Genomic DNA, 23,468 nt, shown 5'->3' with positions numbered 1-23,468 from the left:
CTTGCCGCACCGAAAGGAAGACGATGATTGAACGCCGCGGCCGACTTCAAATCCCGAAGCACGCAGGCTGGATCCTCGTTCTGGTGTTGCTTGGGGCAGGGATCGTGATCGGACGCTGGTCGATAGCCTCGAAGCGTGAGGCAAACGGGTCAGGCGGAGAAACGCTGAGACTTGCGGAAAATGACATGGCCTGTTTGGACAAGGAATTTGTCCGGGCGGCTGCAAAGCGACCTCTGCGCTGGCAGCAGAAGGACGGCCGTGTGACCCTTCCATACACTAGGCCTTTTTACGACGTAAATCAGGATCGCTTCTTCGAATACGACGCTAACAAGACTTGCATCAGGGTCATCCCGTTTTCGCCCTACGGCATGGAGGACGACTTCCTTACTCTGAAAGTGCCTGCGAACGTGACCGTCGTCGAGCGCGACGAAGACATAGCCTGCATCGACCGCAAAGCTTCAACGGGCAAATGTTACTGGATGATCTTACGGCCTCCCTCGGAGCGCGCGGGACCGAAGCCAACGAACTAACGGAGGGCTATTGAGCACCGGCGAACGGCTTTAGTTGCGCGGCCGTTCACACCATGGCTTCGGTGTCTTAGGGCATCGAGTCGGACTGCATTGGAAGGGGACAGCCAGGTTCTCAGTGATCAGAATTTGCCCAACGTCTCGCCCAGCCGCCTTCAGAACCCCACACGAACGTCCGAAGTTGCACGCCATCGTTCCTTCGGTTCCCGGAGGGCATGAACAGTCCACGAAGTCGAAGTCTAATGGTTGCGAGCGCACGATTTCCCGCAGCCGCCTCGTGGCTTCGTCGCCGATCTTACGCTCTTCGGGACACTTGGCCCGTCGCGTTTCTGGAGCGTTGAACCCCACAAGACGAACGTCCGGGCGATCATGATAGACACGAATCGTATCGCCATCTACGACGTGAACGTCGTCTGGTGCGATTTGCGCTGACCGACTCGGACTGGAGAGAACGAGAAGGAAAAGCAGCCCAATGACGCATCTGCCAAGTAGCACCCCGTCCTCCGTATAAGCGCTGATCAATTTGTTAGCGCGCGTTGCCATCGCGCTACCCCGCTGGGGGTTTCAGCGGACCATCCGCCCACCTCCGCGCAGTCGGATCGTGCAGCGGATCTTGGTCACAAACTTTACAGACGTAGCGCAATCGGCTCGCGGTATCATCGTCGTGCACTGCCGCCATCGGCTTGCCGCACGCCGGGCACGCTTTCCGGATCGGAGAGAGCACTGCCATTTGAATTCCCCTGCGCTACCATCCTAGTGCTACAGGCCTGCGGGGCTCAAGCGTCACGTCAAAAATTGGTCGGCAGCGCCCCTGCGTCTTGACTCATTCGGCGTGGATGTACTGAACTCTCGCCATCAGTGATGTTGCGGGGGTGCGTCATGGAGCAGGAATTCTATCGGGGCCTCGCCCAGCGAGTCCGAGGCATTGCCGAAAAGGCCGATCCGTTCACCCGGCGCCGCCTCCTGGATCTCGCCAAACGGTACGACGCAAAGGGCGGCCCGCGCCCAGCTAACTTCGGCGAGCGACCGCTACCGGTACCGCGCACGACGCCTCCGACCTCGATCTTTTCCGGTCCCGGCGAGGCCTGATACGCCGACGGCGGAGAAATTTGCCGGCCAGGCGCTCGGGTCGATGGTCAGGTCACCGGCTCGTCATCGAGCGTCACATCGTCGTCGGTCAACTTCGTCTCGAGCCGCAGACTGCGAACCTTCGCACTGCGATGCCGAAATCGCGTGCCCCGCATCAGGACGAACTTGAACCTGCCGGCGGTCAGCATCTGCAGGATCGGCGTCAGCGCGTCCCGCGGGATGCCGATGTTGCCCAGGATTGCGTCCTGGGTGACGTTGAGCGATCCGAGCGCGAGCGGCTGCAAGTCCCTGCGCCGCTCCTCTTCCAGGTCGGATGACGGAAGCAGCGAGATCTCCGCCCTGTCGGTCTTCTGGCCCGCCGGCCGCAGCAGCCGCCCCTTGACCTGCAAGTGGCGGAATTCGTCGTACGGGTCGATCGGCTGCCGCTCACTGTTGAGCGAAAACGAATAACCCCAGTCCCAGTCTTCGATCGCCACGATGTAGTCGACGATCTCCTCTCGCGGCTTGCGCCGGCGCTTCTTCTTCGCTGACCGGGTCGGCTTCGGTTCGGCGGCCATCGCCCGTCGTCCAGAGTAAAGGCCCAAGCTATCCGAGTCGGTCCCGGACGTCGCGGCCGGTTAGGCCGGCTCGGTCGCAAGCCGGGCAAACTTCCGGAGCATCGCCAGCGCGCCCTGCGACCCGACCAGGTCGGCGGCAACCTTCTCGAACTCCATTCGATCCATGCGAGCTAACTCCGCCCACCATGCCGTGGCGTGCGGCTCGCAAAGCTGGACCCCGAACACCAGCATGAATTGGGTCAGGACGACCTCGTTCTCGGTCAGGCGATCCCGCAGCGCCGCGATGCCGCCGAACGACTCCGCGATCGCGGCGGGGCGCGAGGTTTCGTCCGTGAGCGCCTCCAGGATCTTCTCCTCGATGAAGTCCACGAGATCGGTGGCAAACGCGGCAAATTCGGTGCGTCGGGGTGTCATCGCGAGTTCTCCATTCGATGAAGATGTGGGGACGGATTCGCCGGCGATGGTTTTCCAAGAGTCTCCGTCTCAGGAAGCGACAACTGCTATTTCGACCTCGTTGTCGGGCCGCAAACTGGCTGAATCGCATCAGCATGAGCCGAAAACGCCGTGAATCGTGGGAATTTCAGATGCCCCGTCGTCGGCCAGCCCGGTATAGTGCACCTTTGCCGGGCCCACCGGATCGGCTCATTCCCCTCGATGAAAAGCGATGCTGCTTCAGGACACAACCGATCTGGCCGCGATGGCCGAGGCGTTGAGCCGGTCGGCGGACTACCGGGTGCTCAGGCGCCTCGTCCCGCGGCCTTCGTCCGCACCGGCCCTCGCGCGCGAAACCAAGGTCGGCATCCTGCTGGATACCGAGACGACCGGCCTCGACCACCGCAAAGACGAACTCATCGAGCTCGGCATGGTCAAGTTCGACTACACGTCGGACGGGCGCTTCGTCGGTGTCAGGGACACGTTCTCCGCCTTCAACGAGCCGTCCAAGTCCATCCCGCCCGAGATAACGGCGCTCACCGGCATAACCGACGAAATGGTGGCGGGTCACAGGATTGACGAGACGTCTGTGAACGCCTTCGTCGATGATTCCGTGGTCCTGGTCATCGCGCACAACAGTGGATTCGATCGAAGGTTTGCCGAGCGATACTGGCCGATCTTCGAGCGGTTGGCCTGGGGCTGCAGCATGACCGAGGTCGACTGGCGAGCGCACGGCTTCGCGGGCGGGCAGCTGGGCTACCTGCTGAACGGGGCCGGGTTCTTCCACCAGGCTCACCGGGCGGTAGACGACTGCCACGCGCTGCTGGAGATCTTGGACTTCGTCCTACCGACGACGGGCGCGCCGGCGCTCGCGCTCCTGCTGGAGACGGCGCGGAAGAAGACGGTGCGCATCTGGGCCGAGCAGTCGCCGTTCGAGCTCAAGGATTCGCTGAAGCGCCGCGGCTATCGCTGGAGCGACGGCACGGACGGTCGGCCAAAATCCTGGTACGTCGACGTCTGCGAGTCCGCGCTGGACACCGAACTCGCGTTTCTCCGGACCGAGATCTTCCTGCGCGACGTGGAGCCGCGTCTGCAGACGCTGACCGCCTTTACGCGGTTTTCGTCCAGGATCTAAAAGAGCCGTAACTAACGGTCGATCTCGTAGCACTTAAGCATAGCCAGGATGCGGCCTGCGGTCCACCGTACGATCGCGCGACGGCGGCTCGTAGAGCGCTGGCCGGCCTCAGGGTCAGTCATCCCGATCGCCATCGTGTCCGGATGCTCGCCGCGTCTGTTGTCGTTGCACCACCTCGCCGGCTAATCACGATATGCGGCCGCAAACGGCGGCGAAGGTTTACAACCTGAGCTTTTTCTGTGATTTGAGTGCAGCCCGAAGGAGTCGAGCTCCAGCCCGGCAGCCCAATTACGCGGAAAGACGTGGACGATGAAAATCTATTCCATGAGCGTAGAAAATTTTCGCGGAATCCGCTCGGGGACACTCCGTCTTCGCGATCATGCGGTACTCATCGGCGACAACAATACCGGCAAATCCTCACTGCTGGAGGCGATCGACCTTGTGCTCGGCCCTGATCGTCTCGGCCGCCGCCCGCCGGTCGACGAACATGATTTCCATCGCGGTCTTTACCTGCCAGTCCCGGCGGCGGAGCCGGGAGGCAAGCCTGCGGACGGTCCCAAGATAGTCGTCGAAGTGACGATCACGGATTTGTCCGTCGAGCAACAGGCGCGCTTCGGCGACAACATCGAGTGGCTAAAGATGGAGGACGGAGCCTTCTACGATACCGCCGACCCGGCCGGTGTGGATGCCGCTGGAATCGTCGCGGCGCTTCGCGTCAAATTTCTCGGAGCGTACGATCCCGGCGAGGACGACTTCACAGGTGCGACCTATTTCTCGCGAAGTTTGGAAGAGGGAGATTCGCCCGTCACCTTCTCTAAGAAGGACAAGCAGCACTGCGGCTTCCTTTTTCTGCGTTCGCTCAGGACGGGGTCGCGCGCGCTGAGTCTCGAACACGGTAGCCTGCTCGATATCATTCTGCGCCTGAAGGAGATCCGCCCGCGAATGTGGGAGGATGCCATAGACACGCTGGCTGAATTCAACGTGGCGGAAAAGCCGGAGATCGGGATCTCTGGCGTGCTCGAAAGCATAAACGTCTCGTTGAAGAAATACGTACCCCGCGAATGGGGCGCGAAACCGCACCTGAAGGTATCCAGCCTCACAAGGGAGCACCTGCGCAAGGTGATCACGGCCTTCATCGCGACCGGCGATGGCGAGCATTCCGCGCCATTTTATCGGCAAGGTACTGGCACGATCAACATGCTAGTCCTCGCGATGCTGTCCCAGATTGCCGAGGACAAGCAGAACGTCATCTTCGCCATGGAAGAGGTCGAGACGGCGATCCCGCCCTATGCGCAGAAACGCATCGTTCATGAACTCCGAAATCTCTCGGCTCAGGCGATCTTCACGTCGCATTCCCCCTACGTGTTGGAGGAGTTCGGTCTCGAACAGACGGTCATCCTTTCGAGATCGGACAGTGGAGAGCTGACTCAGGCGACGATCGAGTTGCCCGAGAGCGTGAAGCACAAGCGATACCGACAGGAGTTCCGGACGCGGTTCTGCGAAGGACTCCTGTCGAGGCGGGTGCTCGTCGCGGAAGGCGCGACCGAAGCGGCGTCGTTCCCCGTGGCAGCCCGTCGGTTAGCTGAGCTGAACCCGAAGGTCTACTCGTCTGTGGAGGCGCTGGGGGTCTGCGTCATCGACGCCGGCACGGAGAGCCAGATTGCCGACGTGGCGAAGCTCTACAAGGGGCTAGGAAAACGGACTTTTGCGATTTGCGACAAGCAGACGGACGAAGCGAAAGTTCTCATCGAGCAGCATGTCGAATGCCTCTTCATGCATGGAGAGAAGGGCATAGAAGACCTGATCCTGAAGAACACGACGCAGGCGGCATTGGAGCGCTTCGCGAACGATCTAGCTTGGCCGCCCCATCTGAAGGATACGAATTACCCGAATGTCACCGCAGCCGTGACGGCATATTTCAAGTGGTCCAAGGGCAATTGGGGGATCGCCGACTTTCTGGCCCAATGCGACGAGGCAGAAATGCCGAAATTTCTGCGCGAAGCGTGTATCAAGCTGAAAGAGGTTTGCGAAACAACGTCGCCGGCATCAGCACTGTCACCAGTGCCACCATGGCCGGCGCCGCCATCGACGCCAGCAGCAGCATCGACCGGGTCGCCTTCATGGCCGCCGCCGCCATGGCCGACGCCCACCCCGTAGACAGGCGGCTGTCATGGAGCTGACCGACGCGCAGAAAGATGTCATCGGTACCGACGGTTTCCAGTTGGTGACCGGGGGCCCCGGGTCGGGCAAGACGACCGTATCGATCCTGAAGGCGATCAAGATCGGCCGGGAGGCGCTTCTCTCCAACCAGCGTATCCTCTTCCTGAGCTTCGCGCGCGCAACGGTATCCCGTGTGGTGGAGGCGATCGAGCAAGAGCGCGAAGCGTCGCGCGAGGACAAGCGCCGCATCGAGGTCGACACCTATCACTCGTTTTTCTGGCGCATATTGAAGACGCACGGATATCTCGTCGGTCTGCCGCGTCGTATGGGGATACTAACGCCTCCGAACGAGGCGATCGCGCTCGCCGCCATTCGACGCGGATTCGGGAAGGTCTCAAAGCTTTCGGACGAGGAGAAGGCCGAAAAGAAGGCGCTGGAGGACGCAGAGCGTTACCGGTTGGCGATCGACGAGGGCACCGTATGCTTCGACCTTTTCGCCGAGTTGGTAGCGCGATTGCTGCGCGGTTCGGAGAAAGTAAGGTCCTTGATTTCGACCATGTATCCCTTAGTTATTCTCGACGAATTTCAGGATACTAGCGAGCCTCAATGGCGGGTCGTGCAGGAGCTGGGCAAGGGAAGCACACTGATCGCCCTTGCCGACCTGGAGCAGCGCATCTTCGAGTTCATCGGCGCGGATCCCGAGAGGCTCGAGCACTTCAAGGCCATGTTCACTCCAACGGTCCATGACCTCGCAGGAGCCAATCATCGCAGCAGAGGCACGGACATTGCGCTGTTCGGCAACGATATCCTGTCCGGCAAGTTTCGACAGAACGTTTATGAGGGCGTGGAATTCGAGTTGTTCGACGCTAATCCCAACCAGGCCTTCGCGACCTTGGTGACGCAGGTGCTGCAGGCCCGTAAGCGGCTGATCGCCGCCGGCCGACCGGATTGGTCGCTCGCGGTGCTTGTCCCGACGAAGCGGATGACCCGCCTAGTGTCGGATAATCTGCGTGTTCCGTTCGCAGGATTGCCAGCGATCAACCACTCGGCTGCGGTGGACATGGAAGGCCCAATTCTGGCCGCGGAAGTGGTTGCCTTGCTTCTTCAGCAAGCTCGCGGGGCGGATGCGTTTGGGGCTCTCGTCGGGCTTCTATGCGGCTACTTCCATGGACGGGGCGGTCCAGCACCCACGCAGAACGACATGGGGGAGGGAAAGCGTTTCGCGGCTGCCCTCGCGAAGTGGGACCAATGCCTGGCCGCCGGGAAGCCGCCACCCGGGAATAGCGTTCTCAAAAGCACAGCGGCCGTCTACGAAGCCGCTTTGGGGGTGAAGTTGACCGGCGACCCCGACAAGGACTGGGTTGCCATCCGCTCGGTCCTCGAAGGGGGGGCGTGCACCCGTCTTCAGGCGCTGGCCGCAGAGGTCCGGAACGTTCGCTTGCTGGAGCGCGGTACGTTGCTCCGGCAGAGCTTGGCGCAGGATTGGCGTGACTACGGCGAATATCAAAATGCCTTGGTGATAACTCGCGAGGCTTTCGTGCGGGAGCATTTTTCATCCGCTCACCGACCCGAAACCGGCGTGATAGTGATGAACATGCACAAAGCAAAAGGAAAGCAGTTCGACGAGGTGATCATATTTGAGGGGTGGCCAGCATGGTTCAAGGGGGAGATTGTGGCAAATCCGGATCGGATCGTCCGATGGAACGTCCGTTCAGATCAAATTGCGCAAGCTCGTCAAAACTTCCGGGTCAGCATCACTCGGGCCAAAACTCGCACGACGATACTGACACCAAAAGACGACATATGCTTGTTGCTACGGTCCGAGTGAGGAACAGGAGCGGATTGCGCTTAAATGCCTTCTCCCACTTCTGCAAAATACATCAGCGGCTCAGGCGCTTCTCGACCTTTTTGCGGCCGTTGCCGACTTTCTTGACCGCTTTCTTGACGGCGGAGGCGGAGCGCCCGGCCTTCTTGGCTTCGTAGCCGACTTCGTACTTCTGCCCGCCGGCGACGCGGGCCCGATCCTGATTTCGTCCTCGCGCGGTCTTCTTCGCTGCCTTTGCCATAGCCTGGTCCCTGATTGAACGATGCCGAAGCAACGTCACAAGGATTCACTGGTTCCGGAAACGCCAGAAAAGCTGCTTACTGCTGGGTGCCATGCTCTATGGCCCTGGGGACGTACGGAATCCAAGGCGGAGTTAGCTGGATAGCGTTTCAGCGGCCTTCGCGCGGCTTGCATCCTGGATCTCCGAGTCGACGGGACGATCTGCGACGACGCGGAACGCGCCCTACTTGCACGCTTTGTAGAGCCGGTCCCTGTCCCTGGCCAGGCTCGATCGCAGCTTCTTATCCTGGGTCTCATCGATAATGTTGTTGATGCTGCCGATCCGCTCGCAGGCCTCCTTGGTAGGCCTGTTTCCGGCGGTATTTGGCCGGGCGGAGCCGGCGCGCGGTGCGTGCTCCGGTGTCTTGGCGTCTTCCGCGCGGACGACGGCGATGGCGTGCCTTGCTTTGGCTTCCCCGGCCTTGTCGCCGGCCTTGCGGTACTTCTCGGCCGCGTTCATGAAGTTGCCCTCCGCCACCGACAGTGCCCGCTTGCGGTCCCCATAGGACGATTCCCCGGCCGAACCGTAGGCGGCCTTGCCGGCGGTGAGGAACGTCTCAGCGTCCTGGGCCGCGATCTTCTTCTCGTTGTCGACGCGTTCGGGCTGCGCGGCGGCCGCCTTGGGAGGCGGCGATGCCGTCCGCGGCGCTGCTGACGGCGTGCGATCGCCGCCCAGGACGTCGGAGGCGACGTTTGCCGCTGCGCTGCCGAGGTCGCGCGCGCGGGCGCTGGCCGGCACCGACCCGAGCCGGGTCGCCTTCGCCGACCCCCAAGACATCGTCCGGCCGTCGGGCTCCAGCGTGTAGTTCCAGGTCCCGGCGGCGTTGGTGTAGACGAAGACGTTGCCGGAACAGGTCCAGGTATGCTCCCCCGGGACGCACGAGGGATGGTCCTTGCACTTGACGCGACCGTCGGCGAACACGGAGGCGTTGTTGCCGCCGGTATGGCTCCACTCGCCGACGAACTTCCCGGCGCAGCTCGCCGGCGGAGCGGAGAGCGCCGGGCCGGCAATGGAGGTCAGCAGCAGCGCAAGCGTCAGCAATCTAGTTTTCATTGAATGAAATCCTTGTTCGAAAAAGCCGGATGGCGATCCTAGCCTGCGCAGGTCGCAGCGCCTACTTCCGTCCATCCTGACGATTAACGGCACGCTTGGGAGGCTTCCTAGGGGGCCAGACACGTCCATGCTGCTGGCAGGCCAGCGCATTGGCGGTGTCTCTGCGGAATTCAGGTGTTGTTGGAGGTTTGCTTGCCGCCGTGAAGATCGCCATGGAATTCGCGCCGGCGGAATATCCGGACGTCAAGCTTCCTGGCGACTACCAAGGGACCAGCGGGGGGCGCCTGTGGGGATCCCACCTGAAGTCCAACGGGGGCCCTACGGTCGCGGCACCAATCTATGGATGTCCCTACTATCGGATGAAGAAAGAAGTCGGTGGACATGCCCGGCCCTGTCATGGAATGGGCGGGGTCTACGGTGCCCTCCTGGACGACATCATAGAAAGGTGGCCCGAAGAAACGGCGGAGTGACACATTTTTGCCCCTGCAGCAGAAGTCCCCAAACGCCTCGAAATCGGCTGAGATTGACGGCCTGCGGGGCCGGCCAGGTGGTACACGGCGGTGGTCGCAAACCTTCGCCGGCCTTTTTAGGAACGCGTTGTTTTACGGGCTTTTCGTGGTATCCGCGGCCGTCGGGCGGGAATCCCTCCCTCTCCGCCAACATCATCCGCCACAATAAAACGGCTTTCCAGAAAGCTCGGCAGATCAGTCTGATCTTGCCGGCTCTCGCTCCGCCAGCACCGTCCGCGCCGTCGCCACGAACGCCTGCGCGGCCGGCGACAGCGTCCGACCCTGGCGCTGCAGCAGCGACACCGGGCGGGTGATGGCAGGGCGTATCAGCGGCTTTGCGATCAGAGTTGGAAATTGATCGGCCGGCAGCATCGTCGCAGGAAGGATAGCAAGGCCGAGGCCCTGCGCCGTCATGGCGAGCGCGGTGTTGATCAGCGTCACTTCATAGGTCGGGTTGAGGTGCTTGCCCTGGCTCCCCAGCGCCTGATCGATCTGCATGCGTATCCGCGTCTCGCGCCGCATCGCGATCGTCGGCATCTGATCCAATTCGTCCCATGTCAGTGAGCGCCGTGCCGCGAAGTCGGGGGTGCGCCGGCCGATGGCGCTCAGGCCGCCGCGGGTCAGCGTCTCGATCGTCAGCTCCGCGAATTCTCCCTCGACGCTGCCGATCGCGAACTCCGCATCCGTCGCGATCAGACGTGGAACGAGATCGTCGGCGGCGACGTCGCGCATGTCGATTTCGATGTCGGGATAGCCTGCCCGGAATTTTGCCAGCACCGAGGGCAGCAGTGCCGATGCGGTACCGGCTGAGGCGAGAAACGCGACTCGGCCGGCGCGCGCCTGCGCGAGGTCACGCATGCGCCGCGACAGGCCCAGCGCATCGCCCAGCATCCGTTCGGCGGCATGAACTGCCTCGTCAGCGGCCCGCGTCGGCTGCACCGAACGAGTGGAGCGATCGAACAGTTTGACGCCGAGCTGCGCTTCGAGCTGTTGGATCAACAGGCTCGCCGCCGATTGCGTGATCCCCAGCTCGCGCGCAGCCCGCGTGATGCTGCGCGTACGGTACACGCCGGTGAAGGCCTGCAATTGCCGTAAGGTGACGTTCATAGGCAAAGCTCATGAATTGATGAGTTCTTTCCGGCTTATCACATAAGCGAGCATGCAATAAAATGCATGCCGTGGTCGGTGAAGCGGCGATCGCCAAGGGATTGGAAACGAACATGAGGACACAGGTGCTGGTGGTGGGCGCCGGGCCCGTCGGATTGACCGCGGCGATGGATCTGGCTTCCCGTGGGATCGACGTCGTGGTCGCGGAGATCCGCCATGCCGGCGATCCGCCCAGCGTCAAATGCAATCACGTCTCGGCGCGTTCGATGGAGATCTTCCGCCGGCTCGGCGTCGCCGCAAAGCTGCGCGACGCAGGCCTGCCCGCAGATTTCCCGAACGACTGCTCCTACCGGACCACGGCGACCGGCATCGAGCTGTGCCGCATCGACATTCCCTCGCGCGCACGCCGCTACAGCGCCACCGGCGGCCCCGACACCTGGTGGCCGACGCCGGAGCCGCCGCACCGGATCAACCAAGTCTATCTCGAGCCGATCCTGTTCAGCCATGCCGCCGCTCAGTCGCGCATCACCATTCTGGCGCGCACGGAAATCACGGACATCGAGCAGAATGACGACCATGTGGTCGCATTGGCGCGCGACCTCGACAGCGGAAGCTCGCTCCGCATCGAGGCTTCCTTTGTGATCGGTTGCGATGGCAGCCGTTCCCTGGTTCGCAGATCGATCGGCGCCAACCTGTCCGGCACGCCGGTGATCCAGCGCGTGCAATCGACCTTCATCGAAGCGCCGCAGCTCAAGGAGCTGATGGGCGCGCACAAGCCGGCCTGGATGGTGCTCTCGCTCAACCCGCGACGCTCAGGCACGACGGTGGCGATCGACGGTCAGGACCGCTGGCTGATCCATAATCACCTGAAGCCAGACGAGCCCGAATTTGATTCGGTCGATCGGGACTGGGCGATCCGCGCCATTCTCGGCGTCGACGAGCGCTTCGAATACCGCGTCCTCAGCAAGGAGGACTGGGTCGGCCGCCGGCTTGTCGCCGATCGCTTCCGCGACCGCAGAGTCTTCATCTGCGGCGACGCCGCGCATCTGTGGATGCCGTATGCGGGCTACGGCATGAATGCGGGGATTGCGGACGCCGTCGACCTGTGCTGGCAGGTGGCGGCGCATCTGAACGGGTGGGCGCCGGCTTCGATCCTGGATGCCTACGAGGCGGAGCGTCAGCCCATCACCGAACAGGTGTCGCGCTTTGCCATGGACCATGCGATGAAGATGATGGCGCAGCGTGGTGGAGTCTCCGCGGAGATCGAGGACGACACGCCGCGCGGCCACGCCGCGCGCGCAGCGCTGGCCAGGGCGGCCTACGATCTCAACGTGCAGCAATATTGCTGTGCCGGATTGAACTTCGGCTACTATTACGATGCCTCGCCGATCATCGCCTATGACGGCGAGACGCCGCCCGCTTACGCGATGGGCAGCTTCACCCCCTCCACCGTGCCGGGCGCTCGCGCGCCGCACCTGTTTCTGCGGGACGGGCGATCGCTCTACGATGCCTTCGGCGTCGGCTACACTTTGCTGCGGTTCGATCCGGCGATCGATGTAGCGCCATTGAAGTCTGCCGCAGAGCAGCGCGGCATTCCGCTCGCGCTGCTCGACATTGCGCCGGACGAAGCGAACGGCGCGTATGCCGAGAAGCTGGTGCTGGCGCGGCCCGATCAGCACATCGCCTGGCGCGGGCAGGCCGCGCCAGCGGACCCACAAGGCTTGCTGACGCGCATCACCGGCGCTTCGGCGTAAGGCGGTTTGAAGCGGACGGTCTCGCGGCGAAGTCCGCCGGCAGGTGATTTACAAAGTCGTGGTTCACAAAACAAAAAAAGACTCGCACCAGGAGGGAAACGTGTTTCACGTTGCAAGCCGCCGCATTTTGGCCGTGCTGACGGCCGCGAGTTTCGCCGTGCTGCCGCTGGAGGCGGTCCGAGCGGTCTATCCCGAGCAATTGATCAAGATCATCGTGACCTTTCCGCCCGGCGGCAGCGCCGATACCGTCATCCGCGCGCTCGAACCGCTGGTCACTGCCGAGCTCAAACAGGGTCTCGTGATCGAGAACCGCGCGGGTGCTGGAGGCAACATCGGCATGGCCGCGGTCGCGCAGGGCAAGCCTGACGGCTATACGCTCGGCATTGCGCCGGCAGGCAGCCTGACGGTCAATCCGCATCTCAATTCGTCGATGCCGTTCGATCCGAAGGATCTTGCGCCGATCACCCTGCTCGCGAAAATTCCCTTCGTGCTGGTTGCGTCAGCGAACGTGCCGGCGCATACGGTCGCGGAATCGATCGCGCTCGCCAAGGCCAAGCCGGGCGCGTTGTCGATCGGGCATGGCGGCAATTCGACCGCCATGCACTTGACCGCGGCACTGTTCACGCAGAAGACCGGGATCGCCATGGAGCTGGTCCCCTATCGCGGGACCGCGCCGGCGACGGTGGATGTTCTCGCAGGCCATGTCCCCTTCGCGGTACTGGATATCCCCGCATCGAGGCAACTGATCCTCGAAGGTAAGCTCAACGCCATCGGTGTGTCGTCTGCGCAGCGTCTGTCGTCCTTGCCTGATGTGCCGACACTCGCCGAGAGCGGTATTGCGGGTTTCGAATCCGTTGGCTGGTTCGGGCTGGTTGCTCCGGCCGGCACGCCAGCCGATATCGTCGGCCGGTTGAACGAAGCCTTCGGAAAGGCCCTGAAGGATCCATCGGTGGTCGAGAAGATCCGGACGCTTGGCGCAGAGCCTGCACCGACCTCGCCGGAGGAGTTCAGCCGCTTCATCCAAAGCGAAAGCTCGAAATGGGGCAAGCTGATCAGTGAAGCGGGCATCAAGGCGAATTAAGTGTCGCCCACGCAGCCCTGCTGCTCGTCGGCAATCATCCCCGGCTCGCCTTCAGCGCCCGCCGCATCACGATCGCGGTCTAGAAACACGATTCCGCCCCGGCGTAAGTCATTGATCTTGCAGCTCCCGGCTACTGTGCATGGGGTTGTTTTCGCGCTTTTTGTTGTTGGGCCTTGGGAGGCTTACAGGTAATCGTCGCGACACCGGCTGGCCTCGCCAGTTCGGATCACCACCGACAAGGCGAGATGGGCATGCACTCTTCCGGCAGCGGCTTGGGCAACGGGCTTCTTGGCGTCATCATCTTCAGCGCATCGCTGCCGGCGACGCGCGTGGCGGTCGGCGGGTTTTCCGCGCTGTTCCTGACCTCGGCGCGCGCGGTCATCGCGGCGCTGATCGGTGTGGCCGTGCTCGGCCTGCTCCGTCAGGCGCGGCCGCAGCGCAAGGATCTCGTCTCGCTCGCGATCGTCGCCATCGGCGTCGTGGTCGGCTTTCCCTTGCTGACGGCGCTTGCGCTCCAGCACATCACCTCGGCGCATTCGATCGTCTTCATTGGCCTCTTGCCGCTGTCGACCGCGATCTTCGGCGTGCTGCGCGGCGGCGAGCGGCCGCAGCCGATGTTCTGGCTCTTTGCAATTCTGGGCAGCGCCACTGTCGCCGGCTTTGCGCTGTCCAACGACGGCACCGCATCGCTCACCGGCGATCTGCTGATGGTCGCGGCGATCGTGCTGTGCGGGCTCGGCTATGCCGAAGGCGCCGCGCTGTCGCGCCGGCTCGGCGGCTGGCAGGTGATCTCCTGGGCGCTGCTGCTGTCGCTGCCGCTGATGGTGCCGGTCGCGATTCTAACCTGGCCGTCGACATGGAGCGGCGTCGGTGTGCCCGCCTGGATCGGGCTCGCCTACGTCTCGGTCTTCAGCATGTTCGTCGGTTTCATCTTCTGGTACCGCGGGCTTGCGATCGGCGGCATCGCCCGCGTCGGCCAGTTGCAGCAGCTCCAGCCGTTCTTCGGCCTTGCGCTTGCAGGCCTGCTCCTGCACGAACCTGTGGCCTGGAGCATGATCGTCGCGACCGCGCTGGTGGTCGCCTGCGTCTTCTTCGCACGGCGGTTTGCCTGAGGCCGAATTGATGCGGCCTTACCTCTTGCCCGGTTGCGGTTTTTCAATCCCCGGCAGCTGCGCGATCCCCTCGGCGAGAAAATCGACCAGCAGCCGTACCCGCGCGATGCCGGACCGCTCCGGCACGATCAGCATGTTGAGCGGAACGGACGGCGGCGCGTAGTCTTCAAGCACGCGCTCGAGTTGGCCGGAGGCAAGCAGGTCGTCGACGAGCCAAAGATGCGCCGGCGCAATGCCACGACCGGCCGCGAGCGCCTCGCGTGCGGCAAGCCCGTGATCCACCCGCAGCCGCCCTGCGAAGGGGACCACATGACGGCCGCCGCGGCGCCCGTGCAGCACGAGCACGTCGCTGCCGGCGATGTTCGACATCCTGACACCCTCGTGGCTTGGCGAGGTCTTGCGGGCGCGCGGGCCTGCCGCGCGACGCCAGATAGTCCGGTGCGGCCACAAGCACCCGCCGCGACTGACCAAGCAGCCTGAGCTTCATCGAGCTGTCGGGGAGCGGCCCCAGACGCAAAGCGATATCGACACCTTCCCGCACGAGGTCGATCCGCTCGTCGGTCAGGCTGAGATCCACCGCCACGTCCGGATAGCGGTCCTGGAACGCGAAAACCAGACGGCTGACGTGGAGCACGCCGAAGGCGGCGGTGCAGGAGACGCGCACCGTTCCGGCAGGCGCGCCGCGCGTGCTGCGCGCCTCGTCGCCGGCGAGTTCGACCAGGCGCAGGATCTGCACGCAGTCGGCGTAATAGCGGCGCCCCTCCTCGGTCATCGTCACGCTGCGCGTGGTCCGCGTGAGCAGCGGCACGCCGACGGCCTGCTCCAGTTCCCGAAGGTGCCGCGTCACTGTCGATTGGCCGAGACCAAGCTCGCGCGCGACCGCGGACAGGCTTCCGCGCTCGGCGACCCGCACGAAGCTGCGCATGCGTTCGAGCGTCACGTCCGATTTATCCATATTTCGGCATGATCCTATCCATCGGCGACAACTACCGGATTGCAGTCGGAGGCGCTACCTGCTGCTCGCAATCGTCAACCGAGGTGCTGATCATGAAAGTGTTGATCGTCTTCGCTCACCCCGAGCCGCGCTCCCTCAATGGCTCGCTCCGCGACGTTGCCGTCAGAGAACTCGAGGCTGAGGGACACGAGGTGCGGGTGTCAGACCTTTACGCGCAGGGATGGACATCCGAGGTCGGCCGCGCCGATTTTCCGCTGCTGCCGCCGGACGGGCGGCTGGCGCCGGCCGCCGCCTCCAAGCAGGCGTTCGAGTCGGGCACACTCACCGCGGACGTCAAGGCCGAGATCGAGAAGCTGCTGTGGGCGGACGTCCTGATCCTGCAATTCCCGCTATGGTGGTTCAGCATGCCGGCCATCCTCAAGGGCTGGGTCGACCGCGTGTTCGCCTACGGTTTCGCCTATGGCGTCGGCGAGCACAGCGACAAGCGGTGGGGCGACCGTTACGGCGAAGGCAGGCTGGCGGGCAAACGCGCGATGCTGATCGTGACCGCCGGCGGCTGGCAGGAGCATTATTCGGCGCGCGGGATCAACGGGCCGATCGACGACCTGCTGTTCCCGATCAATCACGGCATCCTCTATTATCCCGGCTATGACGTGCTTCCGCCGTTCGTCGTCTACAAGGCCGACAAACTGGACGAAGCGGGTTTCCAAGCGACTGCCGAACGTTTGCGCGAGAGGATGCGAACGCTTGCGACGACATCCCCGATTCCCTACCGGCGCCAGAATGGCGGCGATTACCTGATTCCGAGCATGCGGCTCCGCGCAGGACTCGAGCATTCCGGCGCGACCGGCTTCGCGCTTCACGTCGAACAGGTCGAGGCACGCAGCCCAATGGGTGAAACGAGCTCCGTGCACTCGACGGCTGAGGGGTGCGCGGCAACAGCGTAATCCGCCGCTCGCGCAAGGACTCACCCCATCACCGTCCGCGTCAGCGTGCTCCGCGCAAACTTCTTCAGCGGCATCGGCTTGCCGAACAGAAAACCCTGCACGAGGTCGAAGCCGAGCTCGTTGGCGGCGACGAGGTCGGCGCGGCTCTCGACGCCCTCGGCGATGGCGCGCACGCCATAGCCATGCGAAAGCTCGACGATGTGGCGGCACACCGTGCGCTTGAGGCGATCAGTGCCGCTGCCGGTGACGAAGTGCCGGTCGGCCTTCAGCTTGATGAAGGGAATTTTTCCAAGGTCCATCAGCGACGGCCAGTTGGCGCCGAGATTGTCGACCGACAGGCCGATATTGTGCAGACGCAGTTCGCGGGCGACCTCGGCCAGGAGATCGAGATCGCGGATCGCCTCCTCGCTGTCGATTTCGATCGTCAGCCCGCCGAACGCCGGATGCGTCGGCATGCGCCGGCAGAGATCACGCACGGCTTGCGGCTCCTTCAGATAGGACGCCGGCAAATTGATCGCGAGATCGACCGGGCTCTGCTGCTCCAGTAGATAGTGCCAGTCCTGCATGGCGCGCTCGATCACGAATTCGGAGAGGTCGCGCATATTCGGGTCGTGCTCTTCGGGGATGAAATAGGCGGGCGGCACCACGCCCCAGGTCGGATGCCGCATCCGCACCAGCGCCTCGGCGCTATTGCGAATCAGCGTGCGCGCGTCGATCTTGGGTTGGTACCAGAGCTCGAGCCAGCCGGCGTGCAGGGCCTCGCCGACATGCACGGCGGGGCTCGGCGCCGGCTCCTCGGGCAACAGCATCGCGACACGGTCGCGCAGCGTCTCCGCGGCAAACGGCGTCGTCAGCGGCGGCAGCATCTTGAGGCCGTATTCCTCGCCGACCTGCTGCACGGCCCTGACGATGATCGACTCGCGGGCGCCCACAGTCAGAACCCTGCCGTCGAAGGCCTCGCGCACCAGCGTCTCCAAAAATTTGCCGGGCTCGATGCCGTCGGCGGCGATGCCGAGCAGGATCAGGTCGGGCAATTCGCTTGTCAGCACGCTCTGCAGCTCCTCGGCACTGGCGCATTCGGTGGTGACGAAGCCGAGATCCTCCAGCACTTCCGCGAGAAACGCGCGAAGATGGCGCTTGCCGTCGGCCACGCAGGCGCGCGGCTTCACCTTTCGCCGTCCGAAGGTTTTCGGCCTTCGTTCGGCGAGTTCTACAATTTCGTCGTTCATCGCAAGCACTCCCGTTCCGTGCCGGTGTGTTAGCGACGTGAGCAGTTTCAAATATGGAAGGCTTCAGTCGATTGTCGAATTATCTGAGTAACGTTAAAGCGCCCATCACGTCTAAAATTATCTGGATCTCGGTCGGGAAGTTTTTACGTCTACCCGCGCGCCGGGCGCAGGGTTGCGACAATCACTGGAGATCTCGCGACGTGCAGTGCGGCTGCATGTACGCGCGCTGTCCTGCAATTGGACCAAGCCGCGCGCGCCTCGCCCAATTGAATAATGGAGCGCCTCAATTGCGCGCGACGCGCGCATTTTTCCCGGTTCGCTCGTGACGGTTCTGCGACAATGCGTCGGTGCGCGCTGGCGCCAATGTGAAGCACATCACAAGCGGATTGCTGCACGTGCGCTATTGCTCTGGGCAGCCGGTGGTGGGCTGTCGAGGATCGCAGCAATGACGTCGCGGCGAATAATGTATTGGTGGTTCAGGTTCGTGCTGTCAGGGCGATTTCTCGATCGTTTCCTGTGCCTGCCGCGCGCGCATTAGCGCGGGATCAGGTTTGGCCGATCAGCTTGCGCAACGCGGCCGCGCCGTCCTCGATCGCATCGCGTCCCTTCCAGGCCAGATAGGACAGCTTGCCACCGAGCGTGTCGTGGCTGCGCAGCCGGCGCGAACCGAGAATGTGGCCGACATTGGAGGGGAAGCGGCTCACCTCGGCGGACACCAGCGCCGCGATCGCGTCCATCAATTGCTGGAGCCGAATGCCCCATTCGCAATGCTCGATGCCGTCGATCCGCACCTTGAGCGCATATTCGGTCTCGTAGATCTCGGCGAGCAGGTCGCGCGCAATCAGCACCCGGTTGTGCCGGAGCGCGATGCGCAAGGCGAGGCGCCTGTCGTCGAGCTGGTCGAGCACCATGTGAACGACGCAGGCATAGGGCGCGGCGGCGACATCGGCGGCGCCCTTGCTCGCTGCGGCCTTGGTGGCAAGACGCACCAATTGCCAGAACGTCTTCAGCCGCCTCGCCACCAGCGTCAGCGCGAACGGCAGCGCCTCGGGATGGGCCTTCTTGAAGGCGTCCAATCGGGCGGTGATCTGATCAACCGTGCCGTCGTCGAACTTCGCGATCTTCTCGGGCAGCCTGTCGTTGAACTTCGGCAGCGCGGCGCCGGCGCGCAGCACATGTTGGATCTTCTTCACGTCCTCGAAGGCGGTGCGCGATGCCGTGTATTGCGCGAGCTTGCTGCGCGCGAACTCGGTGCTCTCCGCTGATGCGAGGGTGCTTTCGAGAACCTTGACGACCTTGGTCTGGAAGGTCGATGCGATCTTCAGCACTTCCTTCTGGTTGTTGGCGGCGACCTGGTCGTTGATCGCCTTGATGTAGTCGCGTGCCATGGTCGGCAGCAGGTCGCGGCAGATCCACTCCCAGATCGGGGTGAGGGTGTTGCGCGAGATCCGCCCCATGTTGGCATGCTCGGGCGCGCCGTCGATCAGAAGCAGCTCGAGCGGCGCAAAGAAATGGCGCGAGGGACTGGTGGCGCGCGCCTGGTTCGATCCGTCCTTGCGAAATTCGGCGCGCAACCGGGACTGCAGGTCGGACGAGCCCGGCATGTCGATGCCGCACAGCTCAAGCCGTTCGAGCTCGCTGAGCAGGCAGCTGCGCGACAGCGGCGTCAGCTTCTGCAGGAAGTTCGATAGCTGGTCGATCTCGTTCATGGCACGCAATCTTCCGCAACGTTTCCAGCAGGCCTACCGACCCCATGCATGGAGGCATTTGCGCGCTCTCAATTGCGACATAGAGAAGCAAGCTGCCGTTAATATATCCGTAAAATCCAAGGCCGCAGGTAATCGGCGCGGATCTGATCGTTAAGAAGGCGTCGAGTGACCCGCCTATCATGTGGCAGGTTCAGCAACCTAAGAATGTTGAGGGACGTTGCCACTCAAGCATAAAGTGTGCCTCTGCCGGGGTTTCAGCACAAAACTGCCAAATTCACCGTAGTCTTACGGAGCAAAAAGTTAACTACAGACCGCGTTGGGTTCCGCTAAACGAGTGACATGGGGTCACAGAATGATACGGCCACTGATTCGCGGCCGTCGGAATGGTACGAAAGCAACGCCGCTCCAACCGAAGAGCTCGATGTCGTCCGTCTGAACGCCGCCCGTGCCAAGGCGGCCGACGAAATGGCCGCCGCCATCGCCCGCGAGCTCAACGGTCCCCTCACGGCGCTCCTGCTCTACATGGGCGAGATCAAGCATCACAGCGATCAGCTCGCGCCGGTGACGGGCGACCGTGCCTATTTGCAGCGGGTCGTGGAGAATGCGCTGGTGCAGACCGAGCGGGTTTGTGGCCTCGTCAAGCAGCTTGCCGGTTCTCACACGGGTGGCCTGCCGATCGCGTCCAGGGCCGAGGACGTCGAATCGAAGCTCGCGCGCGCACCACAGCCGCAGCGCCTGCCGAGCGCCGAAATCCTCGGCCTGTCAGGCCAGAAGCGGCTGACCAAGCGCGAGCGCGAGGTGCTGAGGCTGATCAGCGAGGGTTATTCGAACAAGCAGGGTGCGCTTCGGATGCAGATCAGCCCGCGCACCTTCGAGAGCCATCGCGCCGAGGCGATGCGGAAGCTCGGTGCGCGCAACACGGCGGACCTCGTCCGTGCGGCGCTGCTGCATTCGATCGACTGAAGGCCCTTGCGTCGGGCCGCCCGGCAGCGGCGAGGGCCAAGCGTGAGGCATTTCTCCTCCGACCGTGCTCAGAAATAATCTTCGGCGAAGGGACGCGCGCGCGACGAGGGCCGCAGCGGCTTGAGCTCGTCCTTCGGCACGTTGGGAATGATCGTGATGGTCCAGCGGGGCGGCATGCTCGATTCCTGCTCCAGCACCGAACGTACGAAGCCGGTCACCGTCGCCTCGCCAGCGGCCACCGTCGCCATCCGGCCGTTGAACTGTGCGATGCGGAAGCGGCGAACTTCTTTCTGGTCCGCGGTCTCGTAGGTGAACATGGAAACCCTCCTGGTTTCCGGCGACTATCGCTGCCTATGATTAGCCATCTGTGAAAATCCCAAGCCGTAGAAGTACGGCGGGCATGCACGCGTGAGTGGTTGGAGCGTTTGGAGCGAGCGCGTCAGCCCTCCGGCTCCTGCGCGCGCGCGGCAGCGTAGGCGGCGTCCATCAGGTCCAGGAGGTCGCAAAATCCGGCGTCGCCGAGCCTCTCCGCGGTCTTCTCCAGCCGCAGCGCCAGCACCGCGAGCCTGACATAGCCGAACGTTCCGGCCGCGCCCTTCAGCGAATGCGCTTCGCGGGCGATCCTGCCGTGGTGCTGCGCGAGCGAGAGCGTGCGGAACGATTGCAGACGCGCGCAGGTTTCGCTCCAGAACACGTCGCGCACTTCGCAAGCACCATCCTCGCCGATCTCGCGCACCAGCGCCTGGTACGCGCCCGGCTCGCGCGCGGGTTCGGCATCAAGCGCTGTTTGCGCAGGCGCGACGGTGACTTCGAACATGGTTTGGCCTGCCTTGATCAAGGTTCGTTTGCCGCCGGCCCGTACAGGCGCGCGCGGCACATCCGTGTCTACGGCATCTGGATTTCAGTTCCGGTAGCAGGACAATCCGTGTTTGCGGGCCGGAATTAGCGGCCGGTTTACCACGCCGCAGCGCCAGTCAGCGCGGGCCGAGCAGCCGGTCATACTGCGCCTTCACGGTGGCGTAGCATTCGCACGCCGTCTGGCGCAGGCCGTCCAGGTTGAGGATCTGGATGTGTCCGCGGCTGTAGTTAATGAAATTCGCCTGCTGCAAGGTATTGGCGACCAGCGACACGCTGTTGCGCCGAGCGCCGATCATCTGCGCCATCGCCTCCTGGGTCAGCAGCAGCCGGTAGTCGCCGGAGAGGTCATGGGTGTGGAGCAGGCAGCGCGACAGCCGTGACTCCACCGGATGAGCGGCGTTGCAGCCCGCGGTCTGCTGCACCTGCGCGTAGACCGCCAGTCCGTGACGCGTGAGCAGCGTCCGCAGGGTGCAGCTCTGGTCGGCCGCGACGCGCAGCCGGTCGAGGTCCATCATCGAGGCGGAGCCTGGAACCAGCACGATGGCCGTGTTCAGCGCGCAGGCATCGCCCATGATCGAGAGCGTTCCGAGCAGGCTGTCGCGGCCGATCATGGCGACTTGCACGTGCTCGCCCCTGGCGAGCTCCACCACCAGCGAGATGACGCCGCGATGGGGAAAGTAGGCGCGCTTGAGCGTTTCGCCGGTCTCGACCAGCACCGCGTCGTGCGGCAGATCGCCCGAACGCAGGTGGGGGCGGATCAATTCATAATCGTCCGCAGACAGCGCGGACAGGAAACCGTTGGAGGAACGTACCATCGTTTCCAAAGTAGCCTCCCGTCTCCAGGACCAGCACGGGAAACTGCTTGCCGTTCGGCCACGTTCCATCATGTTCCAGTCGGGATATATTGGCAATTGGGACAAGACGTCCGATCGCAGTCAGTGCCGCTGCACCTCCGCCAAGACAGATTCCCTGACCCAATTCCTACCGAGCTGGGAACCCAGCAGATCCAGATGGTGCGGCTGGAGCATCGGTTTGGAGCTTGTTCGCGGTCATGGTTGATCCGGCGCGTTTCGAGGTCATTCGCGCCGCGTCGGTCGTCATGGAGTTGCCTTGGCGCCGCGTGGCCGCAGATTCCGCGTCAATCGTCTTTCCGGCTCCGCCAAGGACGCTCTCAACAGTCCATTTCTCGAGCAAAGGAGCATGGCGTGCGCCACGGTTCAATTATTGAATCGCCAAATCGGGAAGCTCAAACGGGGACAGAAGATCTGCGCCATATTCTCGTCGTCGATGACGACCCGATGGTCTGCATGGCCATCGAGGTCTATCTCCAGCGCAACAATTTTCGGGTGACGATCGCCGAAGGAGGGGAAGCCGGACTTCGTGCGCTCGAACACGAACAGTTCGATCTGATGATCATCGATATCTTCATGCCGCACATGCGCGGGTTCGAATCGGTCAGAATCTTTCACGAGCGGGCGCCGGCCGTTCCGCTGATAGCGATGTCCGGCTACGCGTTCGCAATCTGAATTCGCCGGCCCCGGATTTCCTCCGGATGGCGCTGGAGCTCGGTGCGGCGCGCTGTCTGCGCAAGCCGTTCACGCCGCACGCGCTGCTCGCCGCCATCAACGATTGCCTGGCGGAGCACCGTCCCCAGGGCGAGCTTGCCCCGGCCGCGCGCCTGGGTTAGCGCGGCACCGGCCGCAGCGGACGCGGGTAACGGTTCGTTTACCGCAAATGCGGGTCATGCATATCCCGGCAGAGCACCAGGCGACGTGGCGAGACCGCCCCGGATTGCAGGCGGCTCGATACAATTTGCGCGAAGACCGCGCATATCGTCCTTCACAAGCAGGGCTTTCCCGCGCGCCTGGTCCCGCCGTTATCGGCACGTTCACCTAACGCGTCTCGCCGCTGCGGCGTGGGGCCGGTTTTGCCGAAAAACGCTGTCCCATGCAGTCGAACGGCAAACTTGTCTTCAATATCCGTATTAGCACGGAGGATGAAATTAACGGGACCGTGAAAGGGGATGTCTAACGATCCAAGGTGGGGACTTCCGTTCATGCCAGCGCGGCTCGGGCGTCGAGGTTCAGATCCAGGTCTGTAAGGCGTAGCTCATGGATGATCTGTTGCGGGAGTTTTTGACGGAAACCAGCGAGAGCCTGGACACCGTGGACAATCAGCTGGTGAAG

At 63.2% G+C, this 23,468-nt stretch carries 20 protein-coding genes and 2 pseudogenes; 11 read left to right on the top strand and 11 right to left on the bottom strand.

Translation table 11 applies throughout. The annotated features are described in order from the left end of the window. Nucleotides 1–23 precede the first annotated feature (23 nt). Nucleotides 24–530 (top strand): hypothetical protein, encoded by a 507-nt coding sequence (locus AC0L3B_RS03180; RefSeq protein ID WP_473379989.1) that lies wholly within the window; start codon nt 24–26, stop codon nt 528–530. 876 nt (nt 531–1,406) lie between these two features. Continuing rightward, entirely contained in the window at nt 1,407–1,616 is a 210-nt protein-coding gene (locus tag AC0L3B_RS03175) for a hypothetical protein (protein WP_473379988.1), read from the top strand. Nucleotides 1,617–1,663: 47 nt separating this feature from the next. Here AC0L3B_RS03175 and AC0L3B_RS03170 read toward each other — a convergent pair whose 3' ends face one another. Together AC0L3B_RS03170 and AC0L3B_RS03165 are read right to left on the bottom strand one after the other, a co-directional pair. After that, nucleotides 1,664–2,173, bottom strand: a complete 510-nt coding sequence (locus tag AC0L3B_RS03170; protein ID WP_473379987.1) for a hypothetical protein — start codon at nt 2,171–2,173, stop codon at nt 1,664–1,666. A 60-nt stretch (nt 2,174–2,233) separates the two neighbouring features. Then, nucleotides 2,234–2,587 (bottom strand): hypothetical protein, encoded by a 354-nt coding sequence (locus AC0L3B_RS03165; RefSeq protein WP_473379986.1) that lies wholly within the window; start codon nt 2,585–2,587, stop codon nt 2,234–2,236. A gap of 250 nt (nt 2,588–2,837) precedes the next feature. Between AC0L3B_RS03165 and AC0L3B_RS03160 the strand changes: the two genes are divergently transcribed. The 3 genes from AC0L3B_RS03160 to AC0L3B_RS03150 all read left to right on the top strand — a co-directional run bounded on the left by AC0L3B_RS03160 (nt 2,838) and on the right by AC0L3B_RS03150 (nt 7,728). Continuing rightward, nucleotides 2,838–3,740 carry a 3'-5' exonuclease gene (locus AC0L3B_RS03160; RefSeq protein ID WP_473379985.1) on the top strand — a complete coding sequence of 301 codons (903 nt, stop codon included), beginning with the start codon at nt 2,838–2,840 and terminating at the stop codon, nt 3,738–3,740. Nucleotides 3,741–4,049: 309 nt separating this feature from the next. Further along, nucleotides 4,050–5,897: an ATP-dependent nuclease gene (locus AC0L3B_RS03155; RefSeq protein ID WP_473379984.1), complete on the top strand. Its 1,848-nt coding sequence runs from the start codon at nt 4,050–4,052 to the stop codon at nt 5,895–5,897. A gap of 13 nt (nt 5,898–5,910) precedes the next feature. Then, nucleotides 5,911–7,728, top strand: a complete 1,818-nt coding sequence (locus AC0L3B_RS03150) for a UvrD-helicase domain-containing protein (protein ID WP_473379983.1) — start codon at nt 5,911–5,913, stop codon at nt 7,726–7,728. Between the two features lie 52 nt (nt 7,729–7,780). Here the strand turns inward: AC0L3B_RS03150 and AC0L3B_RS03145 are convergent, their stop codons facing one another. From AC0L3B_RS03145 to AC0L3B_RS03135, 3 genes are all read right to left on the bottom strand, one after another. Then, entirely contained in the window at nt 7,781–7,966 is a 186-nt protein-coding gene (locus tag AC0L3B_RS03145; protein ID WP_473379982.1) for a DUF3606 domain-containing protein, read from the bottom strand. Nucleotides 7,967–8,188: 222 nt separating this feature from the next. Then, complete coding sequence (locus tag AC0L3B_RS03140; protein ID WP_473379981.1) at nt 8,189–9,058, bottom strand: hypothetical protein; 870 nt, start codon at nt 9,056–9,058, stop codon at nt 8,189–8,191. A 704-nt stretch (nt 9,059–9,762) separates the two neighbouring features. Further along, complete coding sequence (locus AC0L3B_RS03135; RefSeq protein ID WP_473379980.1) at nt 9,763–10,674, bottom strand: LysR family transcriptional regulator; 912 nt, start codon at nt 10,672–10,674, stop codon at nt 9,763–9,765. Nucleotides 10,675–10,787: 113 nt separating this feature from the next. Here AC0L3B_RS03135 and AC0L3B_RS03130 point away from each other — a divergent pair, with 113 nt between their 5' ends. The 3 genes from AC0L3B_RS03130 (at nt 10,788) to AC0L3B_RS03120 (ending at nt 14,621) form a co-directional block, all read left to right on the top strand. Further along, nucleotides 10,788–12,428 carry an FAD-dependent oxidoreductase gene (locus AC0L3B_RS03130; protein WP_162496289.1) on the top strand — a complete coding sequence of 547 codons (1,641 nt, stop codon included), beginning with the start codon at nt 10,788–10,790 and terminating at the stop codon, nt 12,426–12,428. Nucleotides 12,429–12,528: 100 nt separating this feature from the next. Next, the gene (locus AC0L3B_RS03125) at nt 12,529–13,509 is read left to right on the top strand and encodes a Bug family tripartite tricarboxylate transporter substrate binding protein (RefSeq protein WP_247295759.1); all 981 of its coding nucleotides are present in this window, start codon (nt 12,529–12,531) and stop codon (nt 13,507–13,509) included. 251 nt (nt 13,510–13,760) lie between these two features. Then, nucleotides 13,761–14,621 carry a DMT family transporter gene (locus AC0L3B_RS03120; RefSeq protein WP_026233895.1) on the top strand — a complete coding sequence of 287 codons (861 nt, stop codon included), beginning with the start codon at nt 13,761–13,763 and terminating at the stop codon, nt 14,619–14,621. 18 nt (nt 14,622–14,639) lie between these two features. On the opposite strand, the pseudogene AC0L3B_RS03115 reads toward AC0L3B_RS03120, so the two are convergent. Further along, nucleotides 14,640–15,576 (bottom strand): annotated as a pseudogene (locus AC0L3B_RS03115) (LysR family transcriptional regulator). Between the two features lie 92 nt (nt 15,577–15,668). Here AC0L3B_RS03115 and AC0L3B_RS03110 point away from each other — a divergent pair. Continuing rightward, entirely contained in the window at nt 15,669–16,523 is an 855-nt protein-coding gene (locus tag AC0L3B_RS03110) for an NAD(P)H-dependent oxidoreductase (protein ID WP_473379979.1), read from the top strand. 20 nt (nt 16,524–16,543) lie between these two features. Here AC0L3B_RS03110 and AC0L3B_RS03105 read toward each other — a convergent pair whose 3' ends face one another. Together AC0L3B_RS03105 and AC0L3B_RS03100 are read right to left on the bottom strand one after the other, a co-directional pair. Next, entirely contained in the window at nt 16,544–17,752 is a 1,209-nt protein-coding gene (locus AC0L3B_RS03105; protein WP_026233896.1) for an EAL domain-containing response regulator, read from the bottom strand. 545 nt (nt 17,753–18,297) lie between these two features. Continuing rightward, entirely contained in the window at nt 18,298–19,461 is a 1,164-nt protein-coding gene (locus AC0L3B_RS03100; RefSeq protein WP_085348261.1) for a hypothetical protein, read from the bottom strand. A 339-nt stretch (nt 19,462–19,800) separates the two neighbouring features. Here AC0L3B_RS03100 and AC0L3B_RS03095 point away from each other — a divergent pair, with 339 nt between their 5' ends. Beyond that, nucleotides 19,801–20,424: a helix-turn-helix domain-containing protein gene (locus tag AC0L3B_RS03095; RefSeq protein WP_085348262.1), complete on the top strand. Its 624-nt coding sequence runs from the start codon at nt 19,801–19,803 to the stop codon at nt 20,422–20,424. Nucleotides 20,425–20,492: 68 nt separating this feature from the next. On the opposite strand, the gene AC0L3B_RS03090 is transcribed toward AC0L3B_RS03095, so the two are convergent. From AC0L3B_RS03090 to AC0L3B_RS03080, 3 genes are all read right to left on the bottom strand, one after another. Next, the gene (locus tag AC0L3B_RS03090) at nt 20,493–20,741 is read right to left on the bottom strand and encodes a hypothetical protein (protein WP_018459875.1); all 249 of its coding nucleotides are present in this window, start codon (nt 20,739–20,741) and stop codon (nt 20,493–20,495) included. Between the two features lie 122 nt (nt 20,742–20,863). Continuing rightward, nucleotides 20,864–21,241: an Hpt domain-containing protein gene (locus AC0L3B_RS03085; protein ID WP_473379978.1), complete on the bottom strand. Its 378-nt coding sequence runs from the start codon at nt 21,239–21,241 to the stop codon at nt 20,864–20,866. A gap of 157 nt (nt 21,242–21,398) precedes the next feature. Next, entirely contained in the window at nt 21,399–22,097 is a 699-nt protein-coding gene (locus AC0L3B_RS03080; protein WP_473379977.1) for a Crp/Fnr family transcriptional regulator, read from the bottom strand. 450 nt (nt 22,098–22,547) lie between these two features. Here AC0L3B_RS03080 and AC0L3B_RS03075 point away from each other — a divergent pair. Continuing rightward, nucleotides 22,548–22,969, top strand: a pseudogene (locus tag AC0L3B_RS03075) (response regulator). The last annotated feature ends 499 nt before the right edge of the window (nt 22,970–23,468 follow it).

The sequence above is a fragment of the Bradyrhizobium sp. Kon56 genome (assembly GCF_055807635.1).
The sequence above is the reverse complement of the archived record's forward strand: the minus strand, read 5'-3'. Positions and strand labels throughout refer to the sequence as shown.